Here is a 25,161-nt window from a genome sequence, read left to right as displayed (position 1 = left end):
CACTCACTCGTTGTTCAGTTTTCAAAGATCAATGTCTCTTTTTCGTGACCGCCGCTTGTCAGCAGCGACCTTTATAATATATCACAGCACTTCGTCATTTGGCAAGCATTTTTTTCAAGAAAAGTTTTTCTTGTTTCTGCTTGTCCGCAAACACCTTATAAACAAAGCAAAAGGAGCGCGAGATATAATTTACCACAGCGTCTCCCTTTACGTCAATCTATTTTTTAAATAAAGTTTAGGCCGCATTTGATTATGCTGGTTCTGTCAGATTTAATGCTTGATTTGCGAGGAACGCCCGCCCCAGGCATATCTTGAAAGCTCCTTTTGGGGAGCGAAACGGGCATACATGCGAAAGACTGTTTTATACCTATTGGCAATGGCATGCCGGATGTTTTGATCTAAGCGCTGATCACTAAGATCCAGCAGCATCTCATCAAGTTCTTTGCGTAATACATAGTCTAACTCCTTGCATTCTTTTTCATTAAACAACATCCCCAACATATGCTTGGCCTCCTTAGTAAATTTGAGCCCCGTCGATTACTGCATACTCTAGATTAACCGGAGTCATGCAACTATAACCATTAATATAAAATTCTCCCTTCGCACTTTTGCAGCTGCGATATTTAATCAACCAATTTTGAAGAAACGTGGCTTTACTGTTATGCTCACTTCTCCTATTTTTTATGATAAAAGTGAAAATGTAATTGTACTCTCGATGATTGCTGCAATAAATAGCAGGATTACAATCCAGATCGAGCCTGTTAAGGTCTGACGCATAAACACAGGCCATTGCTCTGCTCTCTCTTCTCTCCTGGCGGATGCGCCGAATATGCCCGATAACACTCTGGCTCCAAAATGCAGGCCGAAAGCACAGGCGATGATGATGGCCGGAATTTCAATCACCCCATGAGGAAGCAGCCCCTTCACAATCAGATCAAATAAATCTTCACCCTGTATCGCTGAGATATGCACCAGATAACCAATAACCGCCCCGTTGAACAACAGAAAAATTGCGGGCAATATTCCAAAAATGGCTCCTAAAAAGATGATAAGCACTGCTTTGATGCTGTTATTAAAGAAAATAAAAATAAAAAAGCTCCACATTGGATTAGAGGATTCCCTGAGACTGCTGCTGATTTCACCCAATCCCTCGAGCTGCTGCAGAAGGAGCCTCTCCAGACTTTCCGTGCCGATCCATCCTGCAATGATGCCTGCCACAAATAATATAAACGAAAGCAGCAGCGCTTTACGTATGGTCTTTAAGTCTTTAATAAAAGTGAATAAGGATAACATGAGGAACCTCCTGAATAGTTGAGATCATTTAGTACAAAGTCATAACCGGGGAGTACGAGCATACATTTAGAACAAACAAGCATTTCATATGGGAGAGGGGCGCTGCAACTTATGAATTCTTTTTATGTATTCAGCGGCAAAAAGATAAAACGTTTCATCTATCTCTTCGCTGCTGCGCTTCTGGCCGCCGGAGTTGTCTATGTCGAGAGGGGTAACATTACTGTTTTTTCTGAAGCTGCCCCTTCTGCGATCTATAGCGTTCCTACGGAGAAGAAGCTTATTGCGTTAACGTTCGATATCAGCTGGGGTGAGAAACGGCCTGAACCGATTCTTAAAGTCCTGGAGGACAAAAAGGTGGACAAAGCTACATTCTTCTTATCCTCACCATGGAGCAAAACGCATCCTGAGATCGTTACCAGCATTAAAGCTTCCGGTTATGAAATTGGGAGCCACGGTCACAAACACGTGAATTACAGTACACTGAGCAATGAGGAAATCAGGACACAAATTACGACGGCACATAATATTTTATCCGAATTAACCGGCTCTCAGCCTAATCTCATCCGTATGCCCAATGGAGACTTTGACAAAAGAGTGCTGCAAATCGCCTCTGATCTTGGCTATAAGGTGATTCAGTGGGATACGGATTCCCTAGACTGGAAGAACATCGGTGTGCAGAACATCGTAAGCAGAGTCACTACTAAAGCTCACCCCGGGGATATCGTTCTCCTGCACGCCAGCGATTCCTGTAAACAGACTCACGAAGCTCTTCCTTTGATCATTGATGAACTTCGTGCACAAGGCTATGAATTCGTTACGGTCTCCGAGCTGATCAGTCAAAGCAGTGCTGAAGGCAAAGAGGTTCGGGATTCCGCTTCTCTGACTAATGGTCTTGAGGATGCTGCGGGAATGTAGTGTTGCTACATCTTCAAGCTCAGTGGCGCGGAGAAATCAGCTCTGAAATATCGGGTGTCGGTGTGTTTAGTTGAGGATATTTCAGGTCCAAGCTCTCCAACGTCTTAACTACAATGGAAAGTGTCAGGTAATTCCGGTACCACTTGTGATTAGCCGGAATCCAGTACCATGGTGCCTTTTCGGAATGGCTGAGCCTGAAAACATCCTCGTATGCCTTTTGGTATTCGTTCCAGTATTCTCTTTCCTGGAGATCGCTAACGTCGAATTTCCAATGCTTGCGCGGATCATTAAGCCGATCCTGGATCTTCTCCAGCTGTTTCTCCTTGGATATATGCAAAAACAACTTGATGATTGTCGTTCCCTCGTCAGCCAGCATTTCCTCAAACTGCCGGATCTGGCGGAATCGCCGCTTGGTATCTTCATCATTTAAGCTGCCATGAACCCGGGGAACAAGCACGTCTTCATAGTGTGAACGGTTGAAAGCGGAAATATAGCCTTTGGGCGGTGTCTTCTGATGGACTCTCCACAGAAAATCATGGGCCGCTTCCTCCAGTGAAGGCTTTTTAAAGCTCGTTACCATAAATCCCTGAGGATTAATGCCGGAGAATATATGTTTCACGGTGCCATCCTTGCCGCTAGAATCCATCCCTTGGAGAATGACCAGAACCGCATGTTTCTTCTGAGCAAAAAGAATGTCCTGCAATTCGGCCAGACGTTCCTTGAGCTTCTGCATTTCAAGCTCAGCTTCATCTTTAAGCTTGAATCTTCCCGTTTCATCCGGGTCCAGCTTCTTCAGGATGGTTTGATCTGTGTCTTTTATCATATAGCGGTCAATGTTCATATATTCCCCTCCTAAAGGTTTTGCGCAGCAAAACCACTTCGTAAGCATAGGCTAGGTTTTGCGGAGCAAAACCACTTCGTAAGCACCTTGTCTAAAGATTAACCGCGGCATCATTCCTTTAACCGCAAATAGCCTAAAGAATGAAAACCCCGTCTCCTGAAACTTGGGAACGGGGTTCATTGTTATGATTAGCTGCTGAGGCCGGTCTCTCGGATTGCCGGCTGGAGTATCCGGTGCAGCCTCAAAATTTGGAACGCATTGCAAGCGATAAGCGGAATCACAATAAAGACCGTTGCGCTATCCACACCAATTCGAAGGACACCGATAATCTCGACAATCGAAATGGCGGTCATAAAGAAAAAGGTTGGGATCCATGCAGAAACATTTGTTTTACGAACTTTAAAAAAGGAAACAATTAGAGCTGACATTAAAATAGCAAGGGCCAAAATGAGATCGGAACCCGTATTTCGTTCTCCGCCGACAAAAGCACGCAGAAAAATAAGTTCAAACACTGAGAGTATTGCCAGGACCAGCTGTATGTATTTCCAGGCTTTCCTTGGGAACACTCCCGTACCCATATAATTCAAAATCAGATAGGCAAAGAAACCGAGCTGGGAATACACACTGACTAGCAGTCCATAACCGAACAAAATCAGCAGAAAAATAAGGAAATCGGATGCGCTTTTAAATTCGATAGGTCCGCCCGCAATTTGCAGTGCAACACCGGCAAGGACAGCTCCTACTGATCCGATGAGCAGGGTCGTCCAGAACAAATGGAACCATTTTCTTAAGCTCAGACAGCTCACCCCCAATGTATGATTTATTTTACCAAGGTTACCGTGAAAAAACCATTAGGCCATAACATTAAATCTTTAAACATTCGGCATACTATATCCAGGAATCCTAATAAAGGAGGTCAGACGCCAATGAAATGGGCGGGATTATGCGCACGAGGATTATCTTTGGGTTTGGTTTTAGCCTTAACGGCCTGCGGAGGGGAGCAGAGCGGTTCTTCAGGACAAGTCAGCTACAAAGAAACGAAGACGATGGTTGTTGACATATTAAAAAGTGATGACGGAAAAAAGGCAGTCCAGGAGGCATTATCATCCTCTTCATCTGATTCAGGCAGCGGCACTGATGTTCTGAGCATGAAAATGATGCCGATGCAGACTTCTGAAGAAATCCGGACAGCGGTGAAGGACACGATTACTGCTCCTGAGTATCAGAAGGAAATTGAGAAAATCATGAAGGATCCCAAATTCGCCGGTGATTTCGCTAAAGCAATTAATTCCCAGAGCAAACAGCTACATTTACAGTTGATCAAAGATCCAACCTACCAAAAATCCGTAGCTGAAATCATGAAATCACCCGAGATGATGAAAATGTTCCTCGATCTCACGAAGTCAACCGATTACCGGAAGCAAACGATGACTATTATGCAGGATACCATGCAAAATCCGGTATTCCGTCTGGAAGTACTCGAGCTTCTTAAGACGGTTGTCAAAGAGGAACTGCAGCCCAAAGAACAGAAAAAAGGCGAAAGTAAGGATCAAGGAAGCGGCGGCGACGCACAGCAACAGGAAGACGGTGGCGGCAGCGGAAACGACTCGGGTTCCTAATAAATAGGTTTTTTCACATTCAAAAAGGCCTGTCCCCACTTAATGCGCGGACAGGCCTTTTTCGTTTAAACTCAGCTTTATTCTTGTGACTGCTCACATTTATCAATTAGTCTGGCAGCAATAGCTGCAAAGATCTCCCCGGCCGGAGTCTCCGCTTTGTATACAGATGGGGAAAAATCCGGTTCGGATATATGATTGTCAGGGGCACCAAGCGGAATTTGGGCAAGCAGTTCCGTATGAAGGTTCTCTGCGAGCATAGCCCCTCCACCCCTGCCGAATACATAATCTTTCTGTCCGCAGGAAGAGCATTCATAATAAGACATGTTCTCGACTACACCAACGATCTCATGGTCTGTCTGAAGCGCCATAGAGCCCGCTCTGGCAGCCACAAACGCCGCGGTAGCATGTGGAGTGGTAACAATGATCTCCTTGCTCTGAGGCAGCATCTGGTGGACATCCAGAGCCACATCACCTGTTCCCGGCGGAAGGTCTAAAAGCATATAATCCAACTCGCCCCAGCCAACATCTCCAACGAACTGCCGCAGCATTTTACCAAGCATTGGACCTCTCCAGATTACTGGACTGTTCTCCCGTATAAAGAACCCCATTGACATCACTTTAACCCCAAACCGCTCTACAGGAATGATAGTGCCCTCTTCGACAACCGGGCCTTCTTCGATTCCCATCATATCCGGTACGCTGAAGCCATATATATCAGCATCAATCAAACCGACTCTTTTACCCATTCTGGCCAGTGCGACGGCAAGGTTGACTGTTACAGTCGATTTGCCTACTCCTCCTTTGCCGCTCGCTACTGATATAAAATGGACGCCGGAATTCTCCCCAATAAGTTCATGACCCTCCATGCCAGCAGCATGACCCTTCAACTTCCCGTCATTTTCCTGATCCTTATTATTACTGTCGCCTTCTCCGCGGTGAAGAGAGCGCTCATAGTCCGTTGCGTCCCGAAGACGTATGTGTACATTCGTCAGCCCGCTAGCTTCAAGCAAATCCCGAACCTTTTGTTCCAACTCCATCCGGCTTTGCTCATCTGAACTCAGGCAAATAACCGAAAGAGAAATGCGGTCTTCCTTAATCATAATGTCGCGGATCAACTGTAAATCCACCAGGCTTTTCCCTGATTCCACATCGGTAACCGGCCGTAATATTTCCTGAATCTCTTCTCTGGTCAGCATGGAAGCACCTCTGTTCTTGTCCGGCTGGACAACTCTCCGGATGTTTTTGTCTATTATATCATTACCTTTCCGGTGAAGAGTAGTCCTTGGAAGCTGCCTCTGCTTCGTAACGGAGAATCCCCCGGTAGATACTCGTTGCTACCTTTCGCTGATAAACATCATCCCCAAGCAGGAGTGATTCCTGCGGATGAGAAAGGAAGCCTACCTCCACGAGTGCCGACGGCATTCTGAGAGCCTGCAGCAGATATACCGTATTGTTAGTTTTAGCGACCCGATTCGTATTCTCCAAAGTTATTCTGAGTTCTTCCTGTAGAATGTCGGCGAGTTTCTTGTTGTCTTCGTGATTAGGATAATAAAAGGTCTGTGCGCCGCTCCAACGGTTAGAGGGAATGCTATTCATATGGATACTAATAAATAGATCCGCTTTTTTCTCCTCGATATCCCGCACCCTCTTCTTTAAATCCTCTGTTTTCCTCTTACTATAACCCTTCGTACCGGTCTGAGCCAGATCATAATCCCCCTCTCTTGTCATTACCACAACGGCTCCGGCCTGCTGTAAATAATCACGCAAATACAAGGAGATTGCCAAATTTATGTCCTTCTCGATGAGTCCTTCCCGACTGACTGCACCGCCATCAGGACCACCGTGTCCGGCATCAATGGCTATAACCTTTCCCGAGAGCGGCAGACTCCAATAATTCCAGGTTTTTGCCGATGGCATATCAATGGAGATAATACCGATAAGCAGAGTAAGCATTACTACAGCTATTAATGATTTCTTGATACTGCTCCAGGATATCCAGACCGAGACTCTACTGTGTTTACGTCCAGACATAACAAAGACCCCCTCGTCCCGATAGATTCTACTCATCTATATGGGACAAGAGGGTCAAATAGTACTTTACCTTGCGTTTTATGCTGTTACTTCCGGTGACATCCCTTCAATCAGAATTTCAGCAACCTCCGGACGTGTGAATTCAGGAGGAGGACAAATTCCGTCACGCAGCAGACCGCGCACTTTAGTACCGGATAATGTCATATGGTCTTCACTACCGTGTGGGCATGTCTTACTTGAGGCCATATTGCCGCACTTTTTGCAGAAAAAGCTGTGTTCGAAAAAGAGTGGTGTGATACCTAACTCTTCCGGTGTGAAATTGGAGAAAATCTCTTGTGCTTCATACGTACCGTAGTAATCGCCTACACCCGCATGATCACGTCCCACGATAAAGTGAGTGCAGCCATAATTTTTACGGACCATGGCATGAAAAATAGCTTCCCTTGGCCCTGCGTAACGCATAGCTGCCGGAAATACCCCTAAGAATGTCCGGTTCTCCGGGTAATAGTTCTCAAGCAAGGCAAGGTAACTCTTCATCCGGACATTTGCCGGTACATCATCCGATTTGGTCTCTCCAACCAGCGGATTCAAGAAGAGAGCATCTACAACCTCCATGGCGCACTTCTGAATATACTCATGCGCTCGGTGAACAGGATTACGCGTTTGAAAGCCTACAACGGTTCTCCAGCCCTTGTCTGCGAAGACTTTACGTGTCTCAGAAGGATCGAAGTAGAACTCACTAAACTTCTCAGGCTTCGGACGGTTAAGCACTGTAATCGGACCTCCTACGTATGTCGCAGGACGATTAAACAGCTTATTCACTCCGGGATGCTCAGGGTCTGTTGTTTTGAAGACATTTTGTGCCTCTAAACTCTGATCCACACTATAAATGCTTTCAATATCCAATAGGCCATAGACTTTACCGTCTTCTTCACCTACCAGTGACACCCGGTCACCTACAGCGAGCTTGACAGCCTCTTCTTCACCCACCGCTAATGTAATCGGAATGCTCCATACGGTTCCATTCGCAAGACGCATATTCTGTACTACACTATGATAATCTTCTTCGTTCAAGAAACCCGTGAGCGGAGAAAATGCACCCACACCAATAAGATCCAAATCGGATAACGTCCAGGTATTGACCGCAATCGATTTGTGGTTCCGAGATTCCTGCAGCAGCAGTTCGCGTTGTTCGCCTTCTGCCACACGTTGCACGAGCTTTCCTCCATGAGGAAGTATTGATGTCATATGAATTTTTCTCCCCTTCTCTGATGTCACGGTTTTATCTTTACTTGTGGAGTCCGCACTCCGTTTTCTCCGATCCGGACCAGCGGCCAGCGCGAGGATCTTCTCCCGGCATAACCGCACGCGTGCAATACTCACAACCGATACTCGGGAAGTTCCGGTCATGAAGCGGGTTGTAAATCACATCATTCTCACGGATATAATTCCATACATCTTCGGTTGTCCAATCCGCAATTGGATTAAACTTGACCAGACCGAATTTGTAATCATACTCGACCTTTTTGGCATTGGCACGGGTCGGTGCCTGATCACGGCGAATCCCTGTAATCCATGCATCATACTGCGAAAGAATTCGAGTCAGCGGCTCTACCTTACGGATAGCGCAGCATTGATTGGGATCCGTAGTCCATAGAGCTTCACCATGCTGAAGCGCTTGCTCCTCTGGTGTAATTTGTGGAGACACCCGTACGAATTCTAAGCCGTATTTTGCCGCCATCGCATCTCTTGTATCGTACGTTTCTTGAAAGTGAAAGTCCGTATCCAGATAAAACACATCGGTAGCCGGGCTGATTTTTTGCAGCATGTCTACAAGCACCACATCTTCAGCACCGAAACTGCAGGCAAACGTTATATTAGGGAAGGTTTCTACAGCAAATCGGATGATTTCCTCCGGGGAAGCATGCTCCAGTTCTTCCGCCTTTACTTTAATCAGATCCTCTTTTTCAAGCATGTTCATTTCAGTATTCCTCCATTCGTAAATATACTCCCTTAATTCCAACTAAGCTTATATGAATTATTTTTAGTATATAGCTTTCAACGGTGTTGTCAATGGCATTTGATCTACATCTTTAGCTGAAGTATAAAAAAGACCCCTTCTGCAAGAGAAAGGGTCTTTGTAAGTAGATATTAACGTTTCGAGAACTGTGGTGCACGACGAGCAGCTTTGAGGCCGTATTTCTTTCGTTCCTTCATACGTGGGTCACGAGTCAGGAAGCCGGCTTTCTTCAGCGTACCGCGATATTCAGGATCAACCTTAAGCAATGCACGGGAGATACCGTGACGAATTGCTCCAGCTTGACCGGAAATGCCGCCGCCATGAGCAAGAACGATTACATCGTAGCTGCCCAGAGTTTCAGTCAGGTTCAAAGGTTGTTTTACGATCATTTTCAGTGTTTCCACACCAAAATATTCGTCCATCTCGCGTTTGTTAATGACAATGCGTCCTTCACCCGGTACAAGGCGAACACGTGCTACCGAATGTTTACGACGACCTGTCCCATAGTATTGTACTTGTGCCATGAAACTGTCCTCCTCTATTCTTATCCGCGAAGTTCGTAAACTTCAGGTTTTTGTGCTGCATGTGGATGTTCAGCGCCTGCATATACTTTGAGTCTCAGTTTCATGTGATCCCCTTGACGAGTCTTAGGAATCATGCCGTGAACTGCGAATTCAATCATACGCTCAGGTTTAGTCTTGATCAGGTCTTCAGCAACAGTAACTTTCAGACCACCTGGGTGCATCGAGTGACGGTAGTATTTCTTGTTTTGCATTTTCTTGCCTGTCAGATGAATCTTCTCAGCGTTGATTACGATAACGAAATCGCCAGTATCAACGTGTGGAGTGAATTGCGGTTTGTGTTTGCCACGGATCAGTGCTGCGGCTTCGCTAGCCAAACGACCAAGTGTTTTGCCCTCGGCATCAATAATGTGCCAATTGCGCTCAACTTCGTTCGGCTTAGCCATATAAGTGGTACGCATGAATGTATCCTCCTTGTTCTCGTACGAAAATCAGATGTTTCGTATATCTTATTTCTCATTGAATTACGATTGTGTATGTTAGGTAAGACTTTGTTGGCGTAATCTTGATCGGGGCTGTGGGATAGCCATCAAGAAAACACAACTTTTATTTTACAGCATAAGCACAGCAAGCGCAAGCTAATTCTTATACAAATCTTTATTTTTTTCAAATAAATAATGCAAGAATATACCTACCTATCTGTATCTTCATAATCGACATTCCACAGTGCTAGTCCCTTGGCTTCAGCTGTCGGTCCTGCCGCTGATCTGTCGCAAGCTGTCAATATAGTGGCAACATCGTCCGCCTGGCATTTTCCTTCTCCCACGTTGATCAAAGTTCCCATTATTATGCGAACCATGTGTTGGAGAAATCCGCTGCCTGTAAGATAAGTGTGAATCACACCTTGATCATTGAATCCAGGCCGGCACATACTACGATCCACTTCCATATGAGCCTCGAAAATCGTCCGCACATGAGATGTCTTCGTGGACCGACGTGAGGCAAATGAGGTGAAATCATGAGTACCTATGACATGAGCCAGTCCCTGCTCCATGGCCTGAATGTCCAAGGCTACAGGGTGATGAAACTGCCACCGCCGCAGAAAAGGATCTGGGAACCGATTACCGTTGATGGTATACCGGTAGGTTTTTCGCTTCGCCCCTCTCCGTGAATGAAAAGAAAGCGAAACTTCCCTAGCTTCTGTCACCACAATATCCTGCGGCAGCCTTGTATTGAGGGCCAAACACCAGCGTTCAATTGGTATACGTGAGGAGGTCAAAAAGTTAAAGGGCTGTCCATAAGCATGAACACCCGCATCTGTCCGTCCAGAAGCTGTGATTTTCAGCATCTCGCCGGTCAGATGAAAGATAGCCTTCTCCAGATGATCCTGTATGGTATTCCCTTTGGGCTGAGTTTGAAAGCCGTCATATTGCGTTCCGTCATAGCTGACCTTCATGAATAAATTGCGCATGCCGTTCTCCTTCTCTTCACAAAAAAAAAGAAGCCCCAGCGGGAGCTCCTTCTCATGAAACAAGGTGATCTCCGCGTTGTACTGCAAGACAGGATAATCCCATCCGGTCAGTAGTTCTGATCTTCCCCCCATCCATTCTCCGAAGAAAATGGAGCACGGGGGTTCAATCGGAAATCAATACTTGTGCTTCTTACGCGCGGTCTACCAGCTCAAGATAAACCATAGGCGCTGCGTCTCCACGACGAGGTCCGAGCTTCATGATACGAGTGTATCCGCCTGGACGCTCATTGTAGCGAGGAGCGATATCAGCGAACAGTTTTTGGATTGCATCTTGCTCACCATCAACAGTCTCGCGACGTACAAATGCTGCTACTTGACGACGAGCATGAAGATCACCTTTTTTTGCTTTCGTGATCAATTTCTCAGCGATGGAACGAACTTCCTTCGCTTTGGCTTCCGTTGTTTGGATGCGCTCGTATAAGAACAGGTCCGTTACCAAGTCGCGAAACAACGCTTTACGCGCACTGGAATCACGGCCCAACTTTTGGTATGCCATTATTTTCCCTCCTTTACTCTAGCAATCTTGTGCTATTCTTCCGTACGAAGTCCCAACCCGAGTTCCTCAAGCTTTTCTTGTACTTCTTCCAAAGATTTGCGGCCCAAGTTGCGGACCTTCATCATATCTTCTTCAGTTTTAGTAGTCAGCTCTTGCACGGTGTTAATACCGGCACGTTTGAGGCAGTTGTACGAACGAACAGAAAGATCCAGCTCTTCGATTGTCATCTCAAGCACTTTTTCTTTTTTGTCTTCTTCTTTTTCAACCATAATTTCGGCGTCTTTCGCTTCATCCGTAAGTCCTACGAATAATACGAGGTGCTCGTTCAAAATTTTGGCTCCGAGGCTTACAGCCTCTTCCGGGCGAATGCTGCCATCCGTCCAGATTTCCAGCGTTAATTTGTCATAGTTTGTAACTTGACCAACACGAGTGTTGTCTATGCCATAGTTAACGCGTGAAATAGGCGTGTAGATCGAATCAACTGGAATTACACCAATTGGCTGATCTTCGCGCTTGTTACGATCCGCTTGGACGTAACCGCGGCCACGGCCTGCAAAAATGCGCATGTGCAGTCTCGCTCCAGGTCCTAGCGTTGCAATGTGAAGATCCGGGTTCAGGATCTCGACGTCGCTGTCCGCACGGATATCACCTGCGGTAACGACGCCTTCCCCTTCAGCATCAATCTCGAACACTTTTTCTTCGTCTGAATGAATCTTCAAGGACAAAGCTTTCAGGTTCAAAATGATTTCAGTCACATCTTCCATTACGCCAGGAACGGTCGAAAACTCATGCAGAACGCCGTCAATTTGAACCGATGTTACTGCGGCTCCCGGGAGGGAGGACAGCAGTATCCGGCGAAGCGAGTTCCCCAGAGTCGTGCCATATCCACGTTCCAGCGGTTCAACTACGAATTTCCCATAGGTTCCTTCATCATTAGCTTCTACGGTCTCAATCTTCGGCTTTTCGATTTCTATCACGAGTGTACCCCTCCTTCAAACGTCGCTCCTATATGAAACAGTCACCCCATCAGGTGGATCATGTAGTATGCCTAAACACCCATTATTAGCAGATAGTGCCGGAAATATACCACACTTCACAACGCTGATTAACTATACGCGGCGACGTTTCGGTGGACGGCATCCATTGTGAGGAACCGGAGTTACGTCTTTAATGAGGTTAACTTCGAGGCCTGCGGCTTGAAGTGAACGGATGGCTGCTTCACGGCCCGCGCCCGGTCCTTTAACCATAACTTCTACGGATTTCATGCCGTGCTCCATAGCTGCTTTAGCTGCTGATTCAGCTGCCATTTGTGCTGCGAATGGAGTCGACTTACGGGAACCTCTAAATCCTTGGCCGCCGGAGCTTGCCCAGGAAATTGCATTACCGTGTGGATCCGTGATGGTAACGATGGTGTTGTTGAACGTGGAACGGATGTGTGCCACGCCGGATTCGATATTTTTACGGTCGCGACGTTTTGTACGTACGACTTTTTTCGGTTTAGCCATTGTCTCTTATCCCCCCTTATTATTTCTTCTTGTTAGCTACCGTACGACGCGGGCCCTTCCGGGTACGGGCATTCGTTTTAGTACGTTGACCACGAACAGGCAATCCACGACGGTGACGAACACCGCGGTAGCAGCCGATCTCGATCAGACGCTTAATATTTAAGGAAATTTCACGACGCAGGTCGCCTTCTACCTTGGCAGTTTTGTCGATCATTTCACGCAGTTTGCTGACTTCATCTTCCGTCAAATCACGGACACGTGTATTAGCGTCAATGCCTGTTTCTTTAAGAATTTTCTGGGAAGTCGTTTTACCGATTCCGAAAATGTAAGTCAAGGCGATCTCAACGCGTTTGTCACGTGGTAAGTCCACTCCAGCTATACGAGCCATTTTACGCTACACCCCCTTCTTTATCCTTGTTTTTGTTTGTGCTTCGGATTTTCGCAAATTACCATAACAGTCCCTTTGCGGCGAATGACTTTGCATTTTTCGCAAATGGGTTTTACAGAAGGTCTCACCTTCATGTTAATTACCTCCTCAAAGTTTTACGTTAGTAAAACTGACTTCGAAAGCATTCACTCAGTTTTACGCAAGTAAAACTGGGTCGAAAACATACGCTCAGTTTTGCCAAGCCATGCTCTCATAAGTAGTTCCCATCTATTTACGGTAAGTTATACGGCCTTTTGATAAATCATAAGGCGATAACTGTACGACTACTTTATCACCGGTCAAAATACGGATAAAGTGCATCCGCAATTTACCGGATACATGGGCAAGAATTTGGTGACCGTTTTCCAGTTCAACCTTAAACGTCGCATTCGGCAACGGTTCAATAACAGTGCCTTCTACCTCAATAACATCTTCTTTAGCCACAGTTAGTCTCCTTTCTCAACAGCGCTCTTGCTTTCGGATTTCAAAAACTTCATCACTGCATAACGCAGCTTTCCGTTTGTCACCCGGCCGCATTCCACCAAACTATCTACAACCTCACTGCTGACGATGGGTGAAAGCTCCAGATGAAGAATGCTCTTCTTCTTCGGCCCGTCAAACTTACGTTTGTCCCCGTCCGCAATATGCACAAACCTGCTGTCGATGACCTCGATAACAACGGCAACCTCACCGGCATCTTTGCCTCTGAGGATTTTCACTAATTGACCAACCTGCGGGCTGCTCTGAGTACTCAACTAAGATCACCTACGCATTCAGTTTCGTGAAAATTTCCATGCCGTCCGGTGTAACTGCTACTGTATGCTCAAAGTGAGCACATAACGAGCCATCTACCGTAACGACTGTCCAGTTATCTTCCAGCGTTTTGACATAACGTTTACCGGCGTTAACCATCGGTTCAATCGCGAGCACCATGCCCGGTTTCAAACGAGGTCCGCGGTCCTTGATGCCATAGTTAGGAATTTGCGGTTCTTCATGCAGTTCTGTCCCAATGCCATGACCAACATATTCGCGTACAACCGAGAACCCGGCTTCTTCAATGTATGTCTGAATGGCATGCGAGATTGTAAACAGGCGCACATCCGGTTTAACAAGCGCCAGTCCCGCGTAGAGAGAGCCTTCCGTAACGTCCAGCAATCGCTGGGCCTCTTCGGAAATGCTGCCTACCCCGTAGGTCCAGGCGGAATCACCGTGATATCCTTTGTACTGCGCACCGATATCCAGCGTTACAATATCGCCTTCCACCAACTTGCGCTTACCTGGGAATCCATGCACCAATTGTTCGTTGACTGAAGCGCAAATGCTGGCAGGAAAACCGTTGTAGCCTTTGAAAGACGGCGATGCACCTTGACTGCGAATGTATTGATCGGCGATGCTGTCCAGTTCTCCGGTCGTAATCCCAGGTTCTATAGCCTGAGCGATTAGACGGTGACTTTCAGCAACGATACGACCAGCTTCCCTCATAAAGGCAAGTTCCTGTTCGGATTTACAAATGATCATTACACTAACCTCGCAGTAAAGAAGCAATTTCAGAAGAAACGACATTGATTTCGTTTTCCCCGTTAACCTGACGCAAAAGACCTTTATTCTCATAAAACGCTAGCAGAGGCGCAGTCTTGTTGTCATACTCATCCAGTCGCTTGCCTACGCTTTGTTCATTATCATCCGGACGTTGATACAATTCACCGCCGTCAATATCACAGATGCCATCTTGCTTCGGCGGGTTAAAGATCAAATGGTAGGATGCCCCGCAACTACTGCAGATGCGACGTCCAGTAAGACGCGCCATCAGCAAGCCTCGGTCCACATTCAAGTTGATTACATGACCCAGGGAAGTATTCAAGCGGGCTAAAAGTTCATCCAGCGCTTCCGCTTGCGAAAGAGTTCTTGGAAAGCCGTCCAATAAAAAACCTTTTTCGCAATCGGACTGCTGTAGCCGCTCTTCTACTATTCCAATGGTCACATCATCTGGTACAAGAAGACCTTGATCAATGAAGGATTTGGCCTTTAGTCCAACCGGAGTGCCCTGCTTGATCGCCAAGCGGAAAGCGTCTCCTGTTGAAATATGAGGAATTCCAAATTCCTTCACGATCTCAGCTGCTTGTGTTCCCTTGCCTGCCCCAGGAGGGCCCATGAATAAAATGTTCACGATTTCTCTCTCCCCCCACAAGTTCGCCACCAAGCAAGAAACAGCACAATAGGTACCGGAAGGCATTTAATGCAAAGCTCCGCCGGAACCTATCGCCTATTTATTAATGAAGCCTTTGTAATGGCGTTTAATCAATTGGCTCTCGATCTGCTTCATTGTATCCAGTGCTACCCCGATTACGATCAGCAGTGAAGTACCACCGATTTTAACCGAACGCGGCAAGCCGGACAAGTTACCGAAAAATACAGGTAATACGGAAATGAGAGCCAGGAAAAGCGCACCCGACATCGTCAGGCGGGACATTACCCGAGTCAAATACTTCTCCGTAGCCTTACCGGGACGAATCCCTGGAATATACCCACCATTTTTCTTCATATTATCAGCCATTTGCTGCGGATTCATTTGGACAAACGTATAGAAGAACGTAAATCCAATGATCATGATCACATAAAGGACCATACCGAGCGGCTTGTCATAATAAAGATGCGTGGTAATCCATTTCGCCCAATCGTGACTAGCCCAAAAGCTGGAGATCACAATCGGGAATTGAAGCAGGGATACAGCGAAAATCACCGGAATAACACCTGCCGCATTAATTTTCAGCGGAATGTGAGTATTCTGTCCACCGTACATTTTGTTACCGACAACGCGTTTGGCATACTGCACAGGAATCTTACGAATACCTTGTTGTACGAAGATTACTCCTGTAATGATCAGCGCAATCACGATCAGCACAATAACGACTTTAAGAATATTCAGGAACACCTGATCCGGGTGGATAAAACTCGATTGAGACGTAGTCTGAATATATCCTGGAATGGCGGCGACGATTCCCGCAAAAATCAGGATCGAGATCCCGTTTCCAATTCCCTTCTCGGTGATTTGTTCACCAAGCCACATCAGGAAGGAAGTACCAGCCGTCAAAACCAGAGCAATCAAGAGGTAATCCGCAAAAGTAGCATTTGGAACCATTTCGGCGCTGTAGATCCGGTTAAACCCGATCGATGTTGCGAACGCCTGAATTAAGCCCAATACCACGGTACCATAACGGGTAATCTGTGCCAACTGCTTTTTCCCATGCTCACCTTGTTTTGCCCATTCGGCAAACTTAGGAACCACATCCATCGACAAGAGCTGTACGATGATTGAAGCGGTAATATACGGGTAAATGCTGATAGCGAAGATCGAGAAGTTTTTGAGAGCTCCACCCGAAAATGTGTTCAAAAGACTGAACAATGCGTCCCCTGTCTGATTAGCTTGAGCCAACACATCTTTGTTTACACCAGGAACTGGTACAAACGATCCAATGCGGTAGATGATCAATACGAACAGGGTGAACAGAATCTTTTTGCGCAAATCTTCAACATGCCATATATTCTTAAGCGTCTTGAACATTAGATCACCTCGGTTTTACCGCCGGCAGCCTCGATTTTCTCTACCGCAGATTGAGAGAACTTATTAGCCTGTACAGTCAATTTAACGGATACTTCGCCGTTTCCAAGAATTTTGATACCGCTCTTTGTATTCTTGATAACGCCTGTTTCAAGCAACAATGCCGGAGTTACTTCAGTTCCTTCTGCAAAGTTGTTGAGATCTTCCAGGTTCACAATCGCGTACTCTTTACGGGTAGGATTGATGAAACCACGTTTAGGCAGACGACGATAGAGTGGGTTTTGTCCACCCTCGAAGCCCGGACGAACACCACCGCCGGAGCGGGAGTTTTGACCTTTATGACCGCGGCCGGAAGTTTTACCATTACCGCTGGAAGGACCGCGACCTACACGGTTGCGTTCTTTACGGGATCCTGGAGCCGGAGCAAGTTCATGTAACTTCATCGTTTGCACCTCCTTATGTCTGTTAATTTATACGAGGCTGTTTAGCCTTCGATTTCAGTTACTGCTACCAAGTGACTCACTTGATTGATCATTCCGCGAATCGCAGGACTGTCATTGTGAACCACAGTTGAGTTGATTTTACGCAGGCCAAGCGTCTTAACGGTAACACGTTGTGTTTCCGGACGTCCGATCACACTGCGTACGAGGGTGATTTGCAACTTTGCCATTGACATTCCCCTCCTTAACCGCGTAATTCTTCGACAGATTTGCCGCGAAGCTTCGCGACTTCTTCAATACGTTTCAGACGGGAAAGTCCCTCTAAAGTCGCATTGACCATGTTCATGGAATTCGAAGAACCCAAAGATTTTGTCAAAATGTCGCCAACGCCTGCCAATTCGAGTACTGCACGAACTGGACCGCCAGCGATAACCCCGGTACCTTTTGATGCTGGTTTCAGCAGCACGCGTCCTGCGCCGAAATGACCAGTGATCAAGTGAGGGATTGTAGTTCCTACGAGAGGAATGTGAATCAGATTCTTCTTGGCGTCTTCAATGCCTTTACGGATTGCATCCGGCACTTCGCCAGCTTTACCGATACCAGCACCAACGTAGCCATTGCCGTCACCGACAACAACCAAAGCGCTGAAGCTGAAACGGCGTCCGCCCTTTACAACTTTCGCTACGCGGTTGATGTGGACAACTCTTTCTGTCAGCTCTAAACTGTTTGGATCTACACGCAAGTCGTTAACCTCCTTTTGAGATTTATTCTAGAATTCAAGGCCTGCTTCGCGAGCTGCATCAGCCAATGCCTGAATCCGTCCATGGTACAAGTATCCTCCGCGGTCAAATACAACTACCGCGTAGCCTTTTGCTTTAGCGCGCTCAGCGACCAATTGGCCAACTTTGCTTGCTGCTTCTACACTGCCGCCGTTGCCGATAGTAGCTGTAAGCTCTTTATCAAGCGTCGAAGCGGATACGATTGTAGTGCCAGTCACATCATCGATAAGTTGAGCGTAGATGTGTTTCGAAGAACGGAACACGTTCAAACGCGGACGCTCAGTAGTACCCTGAATTTTCTTACGAACACGCAGGTGTCTTTTGAGGCGAGCCTTGTTTTTATCCTCTTTTGTAATCATGACTTTCCTTTCACTCCCTTCAGTTGCCGTAAAGGCAGCTTCTCATTAAGATGCACGAGCAATCTTAGCATGAAGAGAAAACCGGTTATTTCTTCTTACCGGCTTTACCTTCCTTGCGGATGATACGCTCGCCTTCATATTTGATACCTTTACCTTTGTACGGTTCAGGTTCACGTACGGAACGAATTTTAGCAGCGTAAGCGCCAACGCGTTCTTTATCGATACCTTTAACGATGATCTTCGTGTTCGCAGGAACTTCGAACTCGATTCCCGGTTCCGGTGAAATTTCAACCGGGTGGGAGTAACCAACGTTCAGAACGATCTTATCTCCGGATTTGCTGGCACGGTAACCGACACCAACCATTTCCAAAGATTTCGAGAATCCTTCAGTCACACCACTTACCATGTTGCTGACAACGGAGCGGGTTGTGCCGTGAAGTGAACGATGCAATTTGTTGTCCGACGGGCGAACAACGGTGATTTCGTTATTTTCAATCGTAACCTTCATGTCTTTATGAAGCTCACGAGTCAAAGAGCCTTTAGGACCTTTTACTGTAATCACGGTGTTGTCCAAAGTGACATCTACACCGCTAGGTACTGCGATTGGTTTGCGACCAATACGAGACATGTGTTGCACCTCCTTATCTTGTGACGTTAATTACCAAACGTAGCAGACAACTTCTCCGCCGGATTTAGATTGACGAGCTTCTTTATCGGTCATAACTCCCTTGGATGTGGAGACAATCGCGATTCCCAGTCCGCCGAGTACACGAGGCACTTCATTGCTCTTCGTGTATACGCGAAGGCCTGGTTTACTGATTCTTTTCAAGCCTGTAATTACACGCTCTTGGTTAGGGCCGTATTTCAAGAAGATACGGATAATCCCTTGTTTGTTATCTTCAACGAATTCCGCGTCGCGGATGAAGCCTTCGCGTTTAAGAATATCGGCGATTTGTTTCTTCATTGTCGAAGCAGGCATTTCTACTGTCTCGTGACGCACAGTGTTGGCGTTACGAATACGAGTAAGCATATCTGCAATAGGATCAGACATAGTCATGTGTGTAAACCTCCTTCCCGTTTATAAACTTCTTACCAACTTGCTTTTTTGACGCCAGGAATCTGGCCTTTATAAGCTAACTCACGGAAACAAATTCTGCAAATGCTGAACTTTTGCAGTACCGAATGTGGACGACCACAACGTTCGCAACGTGTATATGCACGTACTTTAAACTTAGGCGTACGTTGTTGTTTAACTTTCATCGAAGTTTTTGCCACTTTAGCCTGACACCTCCTAAACATTTTCGGAGAAATGGATGAATCTTACCTTATTTCGCGAAAGGCATTCCCAGCTGAACGAGCAGCTCACGGGATTCCTCATCCGTCTTTGCAGTAGTTACGATTACGATGTCCATACCGCGGACTTTATCCACCTTATCATACTCGATTTCGGGGAAGATCAATTGTTCTTTCAGACCAAGTGTGTAGTTACCACGGCCGTCAAAGGCTTTAGTGGAAACACCACGGAAGTCACGTACGCGTGGAAGCGTTACGTTGAACAATTTGTCCAGGAAGTAGTACATACGTTCACCGCGCAGTGTTACTTTAACACCGATTGGCATGTTCTCGCGCAGTTTGAAACCGGCGATGGATTTCTTTGCTTTAGTGATTACTGGTTTTTGACCAGCGATCAGTTGCATGTCATTAACTGCAGCGTCAAGCACCTTGGAGTTTTGAACAGCGTCACCCACACCCATGTTGATGACAACCTTCTCGATTTTCGGCACTTGCATTACAGTCGTATAGTTAAACTTCTGCATCAACGCAGGTGTAATTTCGTTCAGAAAACGTTCTTTCATTCTTGCTGCCATGATGATTTAACCTCCTTTCTTAAGGGCTATATTAGTCGATAATCTCTCCGGATCTTTTAGCTACCCGAACCTTCTTACCGTTGTCGAGGACCTTGTAACCGATACGGGTTACTTTTCCGCTCTTCGGATCGATGTGCATTACGTTGGACACATGGATCGAAGCTTCCTGCTCAATAATTCCACCCTGTGGATTCAACTGGTTCGGCTTTTGGTGTTTTTTCACCATGTTTACGCCTTCTACCAGAACGCGGTTTTCACGAGGATAAGCAGCGATGACACGGCCTTTTTTACCTTTGTCTTTCCCGCTGATCACAAGTACCACGTCGTCTTTCTTCACATGCAGTTTATTGTTATGGGATTCCAGAACTTTTTTCACTCTAGGCATTCATTACACCTCCTAAGACACTATATGGGGCATTGATTTAGATAACTTCCGGTGCCAAGGAAACGATCTTCATGTAGTCTTTATCGCGAAGTTCGCGAGCAACTGGTCCGAAGATACGTGTTCCACGCGGGCTTCTGTCGTCTTTAACAACAACAGCTGCATTTTCGTCGAAAGAGATGTAAGAACCGTCTTTACGACGTACGGAACGTTTAGTACGAACAACAACCGCTCTAACAACATCACCTTTTTTGACAACGCCGCCTGGTGTTGCTTGTTTTACGGAACAAACGATCAGATCACCGATTGCTGCTGTACGACGTCCAGTACCACCCAGTACGCGGATACACATCAGTTCCTTCGCACCAGAGTTGTCAGCCACATGCAAACGTGTAAATGGTTGAATCATTAATATTTCCTCCTTCCGGAAAAAGGTTTATCGGGTAAATTAGATGATTACCGCTTTTTCAACAACTTCAACCAGTCTCCAGCGTTTGTCCTTGGAGAGTGGACGAGTTTCCATGATTTTTACGGTGTCACCAATTTTCGCAACGTTTTCTTCATCATGTGCTTTGAATTTCTTCGTAGACTTGATGCGTTTGTGGTACAAATTATGTTTTTTATAAGTTTCAACAGCAATTACGATGGTTTTATCCATTTTGTCGCTGACCACTTTACCGACTTGCACTTTACGTGCATTACGTTCTTCGCTCATAGTTAGCCTCCTTCCTGATACGGATGATTAATCCGTCCCTAACTTAACTAATCCCAAGTACTCTTTGATGGATAACGGTTTTAGCACGAGCTATTTCCTTACGCACATCACGAATCCGAGTAGGGTTATCCAATTGGCCTGTTGCCAATTGAAAACGGAGATTGAAAAGCTCTTCCTTGAATCCGGCGATCTTTTGTTCAATCTCGGCAGTGGTTAAGTTGCGAAGTTCATTAGCTTTCATTTGCTTCACCACCCAATTCTTCACGTTTCACAAACTTAGTCTTGATTGGCAGCTTGTGAGCGGCAAGACGCATCGCTTCACGAGCGATCTCTTCCGACACGCCTCCGAGTTCGAACATAATCTTGCCCGGTTTAACTACGGCTACCCATTTCTCAACGTTACCTTTACCACTACCCATACGAACCTCAAGAGGCTTTTGAGTAATTGGTTTGTCAGGGAAAATCTTGATCCATACTTGACCGCCACGTTTGATGTAACGAGTCATTGCAATACGGGCAGCTTCGATCTGACGGTTAGTGATCCAGGACGGTTCCAATGCTTGCAGGCCGAATTCGCCGAAGTTCAGTTCCGTACCGCCTTTTGCCATACCCTTCATGTGACCGCGTTGTTGCTTGCGGTGTTTAACGCGTTTTGGTACCAACATGATTAGTTGCCTCCTTCCTGAGCAGCTTGTTTCTTAGCTGGGGGAAGAACTTCTCCACGGTAGATCCATACTTTTACGCCGATGATGCCGTAAGTTGTATGTGCTTCAGCCGTTCCGTAGTCGATATCGGCACGAAGCGTATGAAGTGGAACTGTTCCTTCGCTATAACCTTCTGAACGAGCAATCTCAGCGCCGCCAAGACGTCCGCCTACTTGTGTTTTAATTCCTTTTGCACCGGAACGCATAGTTCTTTGAATCGCTTGCTTCAGCGCACGACGGAAAGATACACGACGCTCCAATTGTTGTGCAATGCTTTCAGCAACCAAGATCGCATCCAGCTCAGGGTGTTTGATTTCATTGATGTTGATGTGAACTTTCTTACCGCCTGCGATTGCTGTAACTGCGCTGCGAAGTACTTCTACTTCTGCTCCGCCTTTACCAATAACCATACCTGGTTTCGCAGTGTGAATAGTTACATTCACGCGGTTAGCTGCTCTTTCAATTTCAATGCGGGAAACAGCGGAATCCTTCAACTTACCTTTAAGGTATTCGCGGATTCTGACGTCTTCCATTAAAAGAGTACCGAAATCTTTGCCTGCATACCATTTAGATTCCCAATCGCGAATGACTCCGATCCGGAGTCCGATTGGATTTACCTTTTGACCCACGTGTTATCCCTCCTTATTTCTCAGATACCACCAAAGTAATGTGGCTGGTGCGTTTATTAATCCGGCTTGCGCGACCCATCGCGCGTGGACGGAAACGTTTCATTGTTGGACCTTGGTTAACGAAAACTTCGCTAACGAAAAGGCTGTTCACGTCCATAGAGTAATTGTGCTCAGCATTTGCAATCGCCGAGTTAAGCAATTTCTCAACAACCGGTGAAGCAGATTTTGGAGTGTGGCGAAGAATTGCGATAGCTTCCCCCACTTGCTTGCCGCGAATCAAGTCAATAACCAGTTTCGCTTTGCGAGCGGAAATCCGCACCGATCTAGCATGTGCTTTTGCTTCCATTGTTTTCCCTCCTCTCGAACGAAGACCTTAATTATCTTCTTGTTTTCTTATCGTCACCCGCATGGCCTTTGTAAGTACGTGTTGGCGCGAACTCGCCCAACTTGTGACCTACCATATCTTCCGTTACGTATACAGGCACGTGTTTGCGGCCGTCATATACACCAAACGTATGTCCGATAAACTGAGGGAAAATCGTTGAGCGACGGGACCAGGTTTTAACAACGACTTTCTTCTCTGCCGCGTTCAGTTCCTCAACTTTTTTCAGCAGGTAGCCATCAATAAACGGCCCCTTCTTTAAACTGCGACCCATGTGTATGTCCTCCCTTCATCAACTGTTCAAGCCGCGAATCGACGCTTCGCGCTATTACTTACTGCCAGAAGCGTCTTATTTCGTGCGGCGACGAACGATGTATTTATCAGAAGCTTTGTTTTTCTTACGAGTTTTGTAACCAAGGGTTGGTTTGCCCCAAGGAGACATCGGAGATTTACGACCGATCGGAGCGCGTCCTTCACCACCACCGTGTGGGTGATCGTTCGGGTTCATAACTACGCCGCGCACTTGAGGGCGATTGCCAAGCCAGCGATTACGTCCAGCTTTACCAATCTTGATCAATTCGTGATCTTCGTTACCTACGGAACCGATTGTTGCACGACATACGCTGAGGATTCTACGAACCTCGCCGGAAGTCAAACGAACGGATACGTATTTTTCTTCTTTACCCAGCAATTGAGCTTCGGTACCAGCTGCACGAACCAATTGTCCGCCTTTGCCTGGTTTCAACTCGATGTTGTGGATAACTGTACCAACTGGAATGTTAGCCAGTGGAAGACTGTTACCAATTTTGATGTCAGCCGCAGGGCCGGACTCAATCTTATCCCCAACTTTAAGGCCTTTAGGAGCGAGGATGTAACGTTTCTCTCCATCAGCATAGTTGATCAAAGCAATATTGGAAGTACGGTTCGGGTCATACTCAATCGTAGCAACGCTACCTGGTATGCCGTCTTTTGTCCGTTTGAAGTCGATAATGCGGTATTTACGTTTGTGTCCGCCGCCATGGTGACGAACTGTAATTTTACCTTGGTTATTGCGGCCCGCGTGTTTGAACAGCGGTGCAAGCAAAGATTTCTCAGGCTGATTTGTGGTGATTTCTTCAAACGTAGACACGGACATGTTACGTCTGGCCGGAGATGTCGGTTTGTACTTTTTGATTGGCACTGTATTCCCTCCTTACTTTAAGAGTATTATTCTACCGCTTCAAAGAATTCGAGCGGCTTGCTGTCCGGGCTAAGTTTAACGATGGCTTTCTTCCACTCTGGAGTATATCCGGAGTATTTGCCGTAACGTTTCAATTTGCCAGGTACACGCATTGTGTTCACACTAACTACTTTAACTTTAAAGATAGCCTCAACAGCTTTTTTAATTTCGGTCTTGTTAGCACGGAGATCCACTTCAAAAGCATATTTCATTTCGCTCATGTAGTCGGATGTGCGTTCCGTAATCACCGGACGTTTAATTATATCACGAGGATCTTTCATTACGCGAACACCTCCTCTACCTTCAGAACTGCTTCCTTGGTGATGATCAGTTTGTCGTGCGTCAGCACGTCAAGAACATTGATGCCGTCAGCCGCTACGAATTTCACCCCAGGGATGTTACGAGCGGAAAGAGCCACATTGTCATCATAACTAGGAGCTACGATCAGGGCCTTGCTTCCAACCTTCAGGTTGTTCAGGATTGCCGCGAATTCTTTCGTCTTCGGAGCGCTCATTGTCAAAGCATCAAGTACGATGATCTCGTTAGCAATAACTTTCGAGGACAACGCGGATTTGATTGCCAGACGACGAACTTTCTTAGGCAGTTTCCAGGAATAGCTACGTGGTGTTGGTCCGAAGACTACGCCGCCGCCTTTCCATTGTGGAGAACGAATGGAGCCTTGACGAGCGCGACCTGTACCTTTTTGTTTCCAAGGCTTACGTCCGCCGCCACGCACTTCAGAGCGTCCTTTTACTTTATGTGTACCGCGACGAAGGGAAGCGCGTTGCATAAGAGCTGCTTCATGCAGAACATGCACGTTCGGTTCAATACCGAATACCGCATCGCTCAGTTCAACTTCACCAACTTCATTGCCACTGATATTAAAAAGTGTTACTTTTGGCATTTCATGTTCCTCCTTTCTTCAA

43 protein-coding genes are annotated in these 25,161 nt (G+C 46.4%); 3 read left to right on the top strand and 40 right to left on the bottom strand.

Annotated elements, in window-relative coordinates:
- A partial coding sequence (locus ACAN55_RS20030; RefSeq protein ID WP_379136959.1) for a hypothetical protein occupies window positions 1-232 on the top strand: 232 nt, incomplete at its 5' end.
- 38 nt (window positions 233-270) lie between these two features.
- On the opposite strand, the gene ACAN55_RS20025 is transcribed toward ACAN55_RS20030, so the two are convergent.
- Window positions 271-501 (bottom strand): hypothetical protein, encoded by a 231-nt coding sequence (locus tag ACAN55_RS20025; RefSeq protein WP_379136957.1) that lies wholly within the window; start codon window positions 499-501, stop codon window positions 271-273.
- A gap of 180 nt (window positions 502-681) precedes the next feature.
- On the bottom strand, window positions 682-1,293 hold the full coding sequence (locus ACAN55_RS20020) for a stage II sporulation protein M (protein WP_379136954.1): 612 nt from the start codon (window positions 1,291-1,293) through the stop codon (window positions 682-684).
- Between the two features lie 111 nt (window positions 1,294-1,404).
- On the opposite strand from ACAN55_RS20020, the gene pdaB reads away from it, so the two are divergent.
- A complete protein-coding gene (pdaB, locus tag ACAN55_RS20015) occupies window positions 1,405-2,208 on the top strand; it encodes a polysaccharide deacetylase family sporulation protein PdaB (RefSeq protein WP_379136951.1) in 804 nt (267 codons plus the stop codon).
- Between the two features lie 19 nt (window positions 2,209-2,227).
- Here pdaB and ACAN55_RS20010 read toward each other — a convergent pair whose 3' ends face one another.
- Window positions 2,228-3,049 (bottom strand): PPK2 family polyphosphate kinase, encoded by an 822-nt coding sequence (locus ACAN55_RS20010; protein ID WP_379136948.1) that lies wholly within the window; start codon window positions 3,047-3,049, stop codon window positions 2,228-2,230.
- A 188-nt stretch (window positions 3,050-3,237) separates the two neighbouring features.
- Window positions 3,238-3,822 carry a KinB-signaling pathway activation protein gene (locus ACAN55_RS20005; RefSeq protein ID WP_379136946.1) on the bottom strand — a complete coding sequence of 195 codons (585 nt, stop codon included), beginning with the start codon at window positions 3,820-3,822 and terminating at the stop codon, window positions 3,238-3,240.
- Between the two features lie 153 nt (window positions 3,823-3,975).
- On the opposite strand from ACAN55_RS20005, the gene gerD reads away from it, so the two are divergent.
- On the top strand, window positions 3,976-4,668 hold the full coding sequence (gene gerD / locus ACAN55_RS20000) for a spore germination lipoprotein GerD (RefSeq protein WP_379136943.1): 693 nt from the start codon (window positions 3,976-3,978) through the stop codon (window positions 4,666-4,668).
- 77 nt (window positions 4,669-4,745) lie between these two features.
- On the opposite strand, the gene ACAN55_RS19995 is transcribed toward gerD, so the two are convergent.
- The 36 genes from ACAN55_RS19995 to rplD all read right to left on the bottom strand — a co-directional run bounded on the left by ACAN55_RS19995 (window position 4,746) and on the right by rplD (window position 25,139).
- Window positions 4,746-5,864 carry an Mrp/NBP35 family ATP-binding protein gene (locus ACAN55_RS19995; RefSeq protein WP_379136940.1) on the bottom strand — a complete coding sequence of 373 codons (1,119 nt, stop codon included), beginning with the start codon at window positions 5,862-5,864 and terminating at the stop codon, window positions 4,746-4,748.
- Between the two features lie 61 nt (window positions 5,865-5,925).
- A complete protein-coding gene (cwlD, locus tag ACAN55_RS19990; RefSeq protein ID WP_379136938.1) occupies window positions 5,926-6,699 on the bottom strand; it encodes an N-acetylmuramoyl-L-alanine amidase CwlD in 774 nt (257 codons plus the stop codon).
- A 78-nt stretch (window positions 6,700-6,777) separates the two neighbouring features.
- Complete coding sequence (sat, locus tag ACAN55_RS19985) at window positions 6,778-7,947, bottom strand: sulfate adenylyltransferase (RefSeq protein ID WP_379136935.1); 1,170 nt, start codon at window positions 7,945-7,947, stop codon at window positions 6,778-6,780.
- A gap of 40 nt (window positions 7,948-7,987) precedes the next feature.
- Window positions 7,988-8,680, bottom strand: coding sequence for a phosphoadenylyl-sulfate reductase (locus ACAN55_RS19980; protein ID WP_379136932.1), 693 nt, complete (start codon window positions 8,678-8,680; stop codon window positions 7,988-7,990).
- Window positions 8,681-8,850: 170 nt separating this feature from the next.
- A complete protein-coding gene (gene rpsI, locus ACAN55_RS19975) occupies window positions 8,851-9,243 on the bottom strand; it encodes a 30S ribosomal protein S9 (RefSeq protein WP_379136929.1) in 393 nt (130 codons plus the stop codon).
- Window positions 9,244-9,263: 20 nt separating this feature from the next.
- Window positions 9,264-9,701, bottom strand: coding sequence for a 50S ribosomal protein L13 (rplM, locus tag ACAN55_RS19970; RefSeq protein ID WP_042140128.1), 438 nt, complete (start codon window positions 9,699-9,701; stop codon window positions 9,264-9,266).
- Between the two features lie 230 nt (window positions 9,702-9,931).
- The gene (truA, locus tag ACAN55_RS19965) at window positions 9,932-10,711 is read right to left on the bottom strand and encodes a tRNA pseudouridine(38-40) synthase TruA (RefSeq protein WP_379136969.1); all 780 of its coding nucleotides are present in this window, start codon (window positions 10,709-10,711) and stop codon (window positions 9,932-9,934) included.
- Window positions 10,712-10,901: 190 nt separating this feature from the next.
- On the bottom strand, window positions 10,902-11,267 hold the full coding sequence (gene rplQ, locus ACAN55_RS19960; protein ID WP_379136925.1) for a 50S ribosomal protein L17: 366 nt from the start codon (window positions 11,265-11,267) through the stop codon (window positions 10,902-10,904).
- A gap of 32 nt (window positions 11,268-11,299) precedes the next feature.
- Complete coding sequence (locus tag ACAN55_RS19955) at window positions 11,300-12,244, bottom strand: DNA-directed RNA polymerase subunit alpha (protein WP_379136922.1); 945 nt, start codon at window positions 12,242-12,244, stop codon at window positions 11,300-11,302.
- A 132-nt stretch (window positions 12,245-12,376) separates the two neighbouring features.
- On the bottom strand, window positions 12,377-12,772 hold the full coding sequence (rpsK, locus tag ACAN55_RS19950) for a 30S ribosomal protein S11 (protein WP_039877381.1): 396 nt from the start codon (window positions 12,770-12,772) through the stop codon (window positions 12,377-12,379).
- A 19-nt stretch (window positions 12,773-12,791) separates the two neighbouring features.
- Window positions 12,792-13,160: a 30S ribosomal protein S13 gene (gene rpsM, locus ACAN55_RS19945; protein ID WP_379136917.1), complete on the bottom strand. Its 369-nt coding sequence runs from the start codon at window positions 13,158-13,160 to the stop codon at window positions 12,792-12,794.
- 20 nt (window positions 13,161-13,180) lie between these two features.
- A complete protein-coding gene (gene rpmJ, locus ACAN55_RS19940) occupies window positions 13,181-13,294 on the bottom strand; it encodes a 50S ribosomal protein L36 (protein WP_003322638.1) in 114 nt (37 codons plus the stop codon).
- A gap of 133 nt (window positions 13,295-13,427) precedes the next feature.
- Window positions 13,428-13,643: a translation initiation factor IF-1 gene (gene infA / locus ACAN55_RS19935; RefSeq protein ID WP_018753971.1), complete on the bottom strand. Its 216-nt coding sequence runs from the start codon at window positions 13,641-13,643 to the stop codon at window positions 13,428-13,430.
- Between the two features lie 2 nt (window positions 13,644-13,645).
- Entirely contained in the window at window positions 13,646-13,954 is a 309-nt protein-coding gene (locus tag ACAN55_RS19930) for a KOW motif-containing protein (protein WP_379136911.1), read from the bottom strand.
- Between the two features lie 10 nt (window positions 13,955-13,964).
- On the bottom strand, window positions 13,965-14,717 hold the full coding sequence (map, locus tag ACAN55_RS19925) for a type I methionyl aminopeptidase (RefSeq protein WP_379136908.1): 753 nt from the start codon (window positions 14,715-14,717) through the stop codon (window positions 13,965-13,967).
- 4 nt (window positions 14,718-14,721) lie between these two features.
- Window positions 14,722-15,366, bottom strand: a complete 645-nt coding sequence (locus ACAN55_RS19920) for an adenylate kinase (protein ID WP_379136905.1) — start codon at window positions 15,364-15,366, stop codon at window positions 14,722-14,724.
- Between the two features lie 96 nt (window positions 15,367-15,462).
- On the bottom strand, window positions 15,463-16,761 hold the full coding sequence (gene secY, locus ACAN55_RS19915) for a preprotein translocase subunit SecY (RefSeq protein ID WP_379136902.1): 1,299 nt from the start codon (window positions 16,759-16,761) through the stop codon (window positions 15,463-15,465).
- Entirely contained in the window at window positions 16,761-17,201 is a 441-nt protein-coding gene (gene rplO / locus ACAN55_RS19910; RefSeq protein ID WP_379136900.1) for a 50S ribosomal protein L15, read from the bottom strand. The genes secY and rplO overlap by 1 nt, the downstream gene beginning before the upstream one ends.
- 41 nt (window positions 17,202-17,242) lie before the next feature.
- The gene (gene rpmD / locus ACAN55_RS19905) at window positions 17,243-17,428 is read right to left on the bottom strand and encodes a 50S ribosomal protein L30 (RefSeq protein WP_379136897.1); all 186 of its coding nucleotides are present in this window, start codon (window positions 17,426-17,428) and stop codon (window positions 17,243-17,245) included.
- Between the two features lie 14 nt (window positions 17,429-17,442).
- Window positions 17,443-17,940, bottom strand: a complete 498-nt coding sequence (gene rpsE, locus ACAN55_RS19900; protein ID WP_379136895.1) for a 30S ribosomal protein S5 — start codon at window positions 17,938-17,940, stop codon at window positions 17,443-17,445.
- Between the two features lie 27 nt (window positions 17,941-17,967).
- On the bottom strand, window positions 17,968-18,336 hold the full coding sequence (gene rplR / locus ACAN55_RS19895) for a 50S ribosomal protein L18 (protein WP_379136892.1): 369 nt from the start codon (window positions 18,334-18,336) through the stop codon (window positions 17,968-17,970).
- A gap of 85 nt (window positions 18,337-18,421) precedes the next feature.
- Window positions 18,422-18,964 (bottom strand): 50S ribosomal protein L6, encoded by a 543-nt coding sequence (rplF, locus tag ACAN55_RS19890; RefSeq protein ID WP_379136889.1) that lies wholly within the window; start codon window positions 18,962-18,964, stop codon window positions 18,422-18,424.
- 30 nt (window positions 18,965-18,994) lie between these two features.
- Complete coding sequence (rpsH, locus tag ACAN55_RS19885; protein ID WP_379136887.1) at window positions 18,995-19,393, bottom strand: 30S ribosomal protein S8; 399 nt, start codon at window positions 19,391-19,393, stop codon at window positions 18,995-18,997.
- A gap of 32 nt (window positions 19,394-19,425) precedes the next feature.
- On the bottom strand, window positions 19,426-19,611 hold the full coding sequence (locus ACAN55_RS19880; RefSeq protein ID WP_379136884.1) for a type Z 30S ribosomal protein S14: 186 nt from the start codon (window positions 19,609-19,611) through the stop codon (window positions 19,426-19,428).
- Between the two features lie 50 nt (window positions 19,612-19,661).
- Complete coding sequence (rplE, locus tag ACAN55_RS19875) at window positions 19,662-20,204, bottom strand: 50S ribosomal protein L5 (protein ID WP_379136882.1); 543 nt, start codon at window positions 20,202-20,204, stop codon at window positions 19,662-19,664.
- A gap of 31 nt (window positions 20,205-20,235) precedes the next feature.
- On the bottom strand, window positions 20,236-20,589 hold the full coding sequence (gene rplX, locus ACAN55_RS19870; protein ID WP_019908235.1) for a 50S ribosomal protein L24: 354 nt from the start codon (window positions 20,587-20,589) through the stop codon (window positions 20,236-20,238).
- 37 nt (window positions 20,590-20,626) lie between these two features.
- Window positions 20,627-20,995, bottom strand: coding sequence for a 50S ribosomal protein L14 (gene rplN, locus ACAN55_RS19865; RefSeq protein WP_066367616.1), 369 nt, complete (start codon window positions 20,993-20,995; stop codon window positions 20,627-20,629).
- A gap of 39 nt (window positions 20,996-21,034) precedes the next feature.
- Complete coding sequence (rpsQ, locus tag ACAN55_RS19860) at window positions 21,035-21,301, bottom strand: 30S ribosomal protein S17 (RefSeq protein ID WP_379136878.1); 267 nt, start codon at window positions 21,299-21,301, stop codon at window positions 21,035-21,037.
- Between the two features lie 43 nt (window positions 21,302-21,344).
- Entirely contained in the window at window positions 21,345-21,542 is a 198-nt protein-coding gene (rpmC, locus tag ACAN55_RS19855; protein WP_019908232.1) for a 50S ribosomal protein L29, read from the bottom strand.
- Window positions 21,532-21,966, bottom strand: a complete 435-nt coding sequence (gene rplP / locus ACAN55_RS19850) for a 50S ribosomal protein L16 (RefSeq protein ID WP_036652954.1) — start codon at window positions 21,964-21,966, stop codon at window positions 21,532-21,534. The genes rpmC and rplP overlap by 11 nt, the downstream gene beginning before the upstream one ends.
- Before the next feature lie 2 nt (window positions 21,967-21,968).
- Window positions 21,969-22,634: a 30S ribosomal protein S3 gene (rpsC, locus tag ACAN55_RS19845; protein WP_379136873.1), complete on the bottom strand. Its 666-nt coding sequence runs from the start codon at window positions 22,632-22,634 to the stop codon at window positions 21,969-21,971.
- A 13-nt stretch (window positions 22,635-22,647) separates the two neighbouring features.
- Complete coding sequence (rplV, locus tag ACAN55_RS19840; RefSeq protein WP_154970576.1) at window positions 22,648-22,980, bottom strand: 50S ribosomal protein L22; 333 nt, start codon at window positions 22,978-22,980, stop codon at window positions 22,648-22,650.
- A gap of 31 nt (window positions 22,981-23,011) precedes the next feature.
- Window positions 23,012-23,290 carry a 30S ribosomal protein S19 gene (gene rpsS / locus ACAN55_RS19835; protein ID WP_054943975.1) on the bottom strand — a complete coding sequence of 93 codons (279 nt, stop codon included), beginning with the start codon at window positions 23,288-23,290 and terminating at the stop codon, window positions 23,012-23,014.
- A gap of 75 nt (window positions 23,291-23,365) precedes the next feature.
- On the bottom strand, window positions 23,366-24,196 hold the full coding sequence (gene rplB, locus ACAN55_RS19830) for a 50S ribosomal protein L2 (RefSeq protein WP_379136868.1): 831 nt from the start codon (window positions 24,194-24,196) through the stop codon (window positions 23,366-23,368).
- Between the two features lie 26 nt (window positions 24,197-24,222).
- Window positions 24,223-24,516, bottom strand: a complete 294-nt coding sequence (rplW, locus tag ACAN55_RS19825) for a 50S ribosomal protein L23 (RefSeq protein WP_379136865.1) — start codon at window positions 24,514-24,516, stop codon at window positions 24,223-24,225.
- Window positions 24,516-25,139 (bottom strand): 50S ribosomal protein L4, encoded by a 624-nt coding sequence (rplD, locus tag ACAN55_RS19820; protein WP_379136862.1) that lies wholly within the window; start codon window positions 25,137-25,139, stop codon window positions 24,516-24,518. Before rplD ends, rplW begins: the two co-directional genes overlap by 1 nt.
- Window positions 25,140-25,161: the final 22 nt, after the last annotated feature.

Origin of the sequence: Paenibacillus oryziterrae (assembly GCF_042610485.1) — a bacterium.
GTDB lineage: Bacteria > Bacillota > Bacilli > Paenibacillales > Paenibacillaceae > Paenibacillus_AQ.
Note: the sequence above shows the minus strand (reverse complement) of the source record. Positions and strands in the feature narration are given on the sequence as shown.

Bases quoted from the DNA above. Each gene is read 5' to 3' on its own strand.
- ACAN55_RS20025 (WP_379136957.1), bottom strand. From the start codon at position 501: ATGTTGGGGATGTTGTTTAATGAAAAAGAATGCAAGGAGTTAGACTAT.
- ACAN55_RS20020 (WP_379136954.1), bottom strand. From the start codon at position 1,293: ATGTTATCCTTATTCACTTTTATTAAAGACTTAAAGACCATACGTAAA.
- pdaB (WP_379136951.1), top strand. From the start codon at position 1,405: ATGAATTCTTTTTATGTATTCAGCGGCAAAAAGATAAAACGTTTCATC.
- ACAN55_RS20010 (WP_379136948.1), bottom strand. From the start codon at position 3,049: ATGAACATTGACCGCTATATGATAAAAGACACAGATCAAACCATCCTG.
- gerD (WP_379136943.1), top strand. From the start codon at position 3,976: ATGAAATGGGCGGGATTATGCGCACGAGGATTATCTTTGGGTTTGGTT.
- ACAN55_RS19995 (WP_379136940.1), bottom strand. From the start codon at position 5,864: ATGCTGACCAGAGAAGAGATTCAGGAAATATTACGGCCGGTTACCGAT.
- cwlD (WP_379136938.1), bottom strand. From the start codon at position 6,699: ATGTCTGGACGTAAACACAGTAGAGTCTCGGTCTGGATATCCTGGAGC.
- sat (WP_379136935.1), bottom strand. From the start codon at position 7,947: ATGACATCAATACTTCCTCATGGAGGAAAGCTCGTGCAACGTGTGGCA.
- ACAN55_RS19980 (WP_379136932.1), bottom strand. From the start codon at position 8,680: ATGAACATGCTTGAAAAAGAGGATCTGATTAAAGTAAAGGCGGAAGAA.
- rpsI (WP_379136929.1), bottom strand. From the start codon at position 9,243: ATGGCACAAGTACAATACTATGGGACAGGTCGTCGTAAACATTCGGTA.
- rplM (WP_042140128.1), bottom strand. From the start codon at position 9,701: ATGCGTACCACTTATATGGCTAAGCCGAACGAAGTTGAGCGCAATTGG.
- truA (WP_379136969.1), bottom strand. From the start codon at position 10,711: ATGCGCAATTTATTCATGAAGGTCAGCTATGACGGAACGCAATATGAC.
- rplQ (WP_379136925.1), bottom strand. From the start codon at position 11,267: ATGGCATACCAAAAGTTGGGCCGTGATTCCAGTGCGCGTAAAGCGTTG.
- rpsK (WP_039877381.1), bottom strand. From the start codon at position 12,772: ATGGCTAAACCGAAAAAAGTCGTACGTACAAAACGTCGCGACCGTAAA.
- rpsM (WP_379136917.1), bottom strand. From the start codon at position 13,160: ATGGCTCGTATAGCTGGAGTGGACTTACCACGTGACAAACGCGTTGAG.
- rpmJ (WP_003322638.1), bottom strand. From the start codon at position 13,294: ATGAAGGTGAGACCTTCTGTAAAACCCATTTGCGAAAAATGCAAAGTC.
- map (WP_379136908.1), bottom strand. From the start codon at position 14,717: ATGATCATTTGTAAATCCGAACAGGAACTTGCCTTTATGAGGGAAGCT.
- secY (WP_379136902.1), bottom strand. From the start codon at position 16,761: ATGTTCAAGACGCTTAAGAATATATGGCATGTTGAAGATTTGCGCAAA.
- rplO (WP_379136900.1), bottom strand. From the start codon at position 17,201: ATGAAGTTACATGAACTTGCTCCGGCTCCAGGATCCCGTAAAGAACGC.
- rpmD (WP_379136897.1), bottom strand. From the start codon at position 17,428: ATGGCAAAGTTGCAAATCACCCTCGTACGCAGTGTGATCGGACGTCCG.
- rplR (WP_379136892.1), bottom strand. From the start codon at position 18,336: ATGATTACAAAAGAGGATAAAAACAAGGCTCGCCTCAAAAGACACCTG.
- rplF (WP_379136889.1), bottom strand. From the start codon at position 18,964: ATGTCTCGTATTGGTCGCAAACCAATCGCAGTACCTAGCGGTGTAGAT.
- rpsH (WP_379136887.1), bottom strand. From the start codon at position 19,393: ATGACTATGTCTGATCCTATTGCAGATATGCTTACTCGTATTCGTAAC.
- rplE (WP_379136882.1), bottom strand. From the start codon at position 20,204: ATGGCAGCAAGAATGAAAGAACGTTTTCTGAACGAAATTACACCTGCG.
- rplX (WP_019908235.1), bottom strand. From the start codon at position 20,589: ATGCCTAGAGTGAAAAAAGTTCTGGAATCCCATAACAATAAACTGCAT.
- rplN (WP_066367616.1), bottom strand. From the start codon at position 20,995: ATGATTCAACCATTTACACGTTTGCATGTGGCTGACAACTCTGGTGCG.
- rpsQ (WP_379136878.1), bottom strand. From the start codon at position 21,301: ATGAGCGAAGAACGTAATGCACGTAAAGTGCAAGTCGGTAAAGTGGTC.
- rpmC (WP_019908232.1), bottom strand. From the start codon at position 21,542: ATGAAAGCTAATGAACTTCGCAACTTAACCACTGCCGAGATTGAACAA.
- rplP (WP_036652954.1), bottom strand. From the start codon at position 21,966: ATGTTGGTACCAAAACGCGTTAAACACCGCAAGCAACAACGCGGTCAC.
- rplV (WP_154970576.1), bottom strand. From the start codon at position 22,980: ATGGAAGCAAAAGCACATGCTAGATCGGTGCGGATTTCCGCTCGCAAA.
- rpsS (WP_054943975.1), bottom strand. From the start codon at position 23,290: ATGGGTCGCAGTTTAAAGAAGGGGCCGTTTATTGATGGCTACCTGCTG.
- rplW (WP_379136865.1), bottom strand. From the start codon at position 24,516: ATGAAAGATCCTCGTGATATAATTAAACGTCCGGTGATTACGGAACGC.
- rplD (WP_379136862.1), bottom strand. From the start codon at position 25,139: ATGCCAAAAGTAACACTTTTTAATATCAGTGGCAATGAAGTTGGTGAA.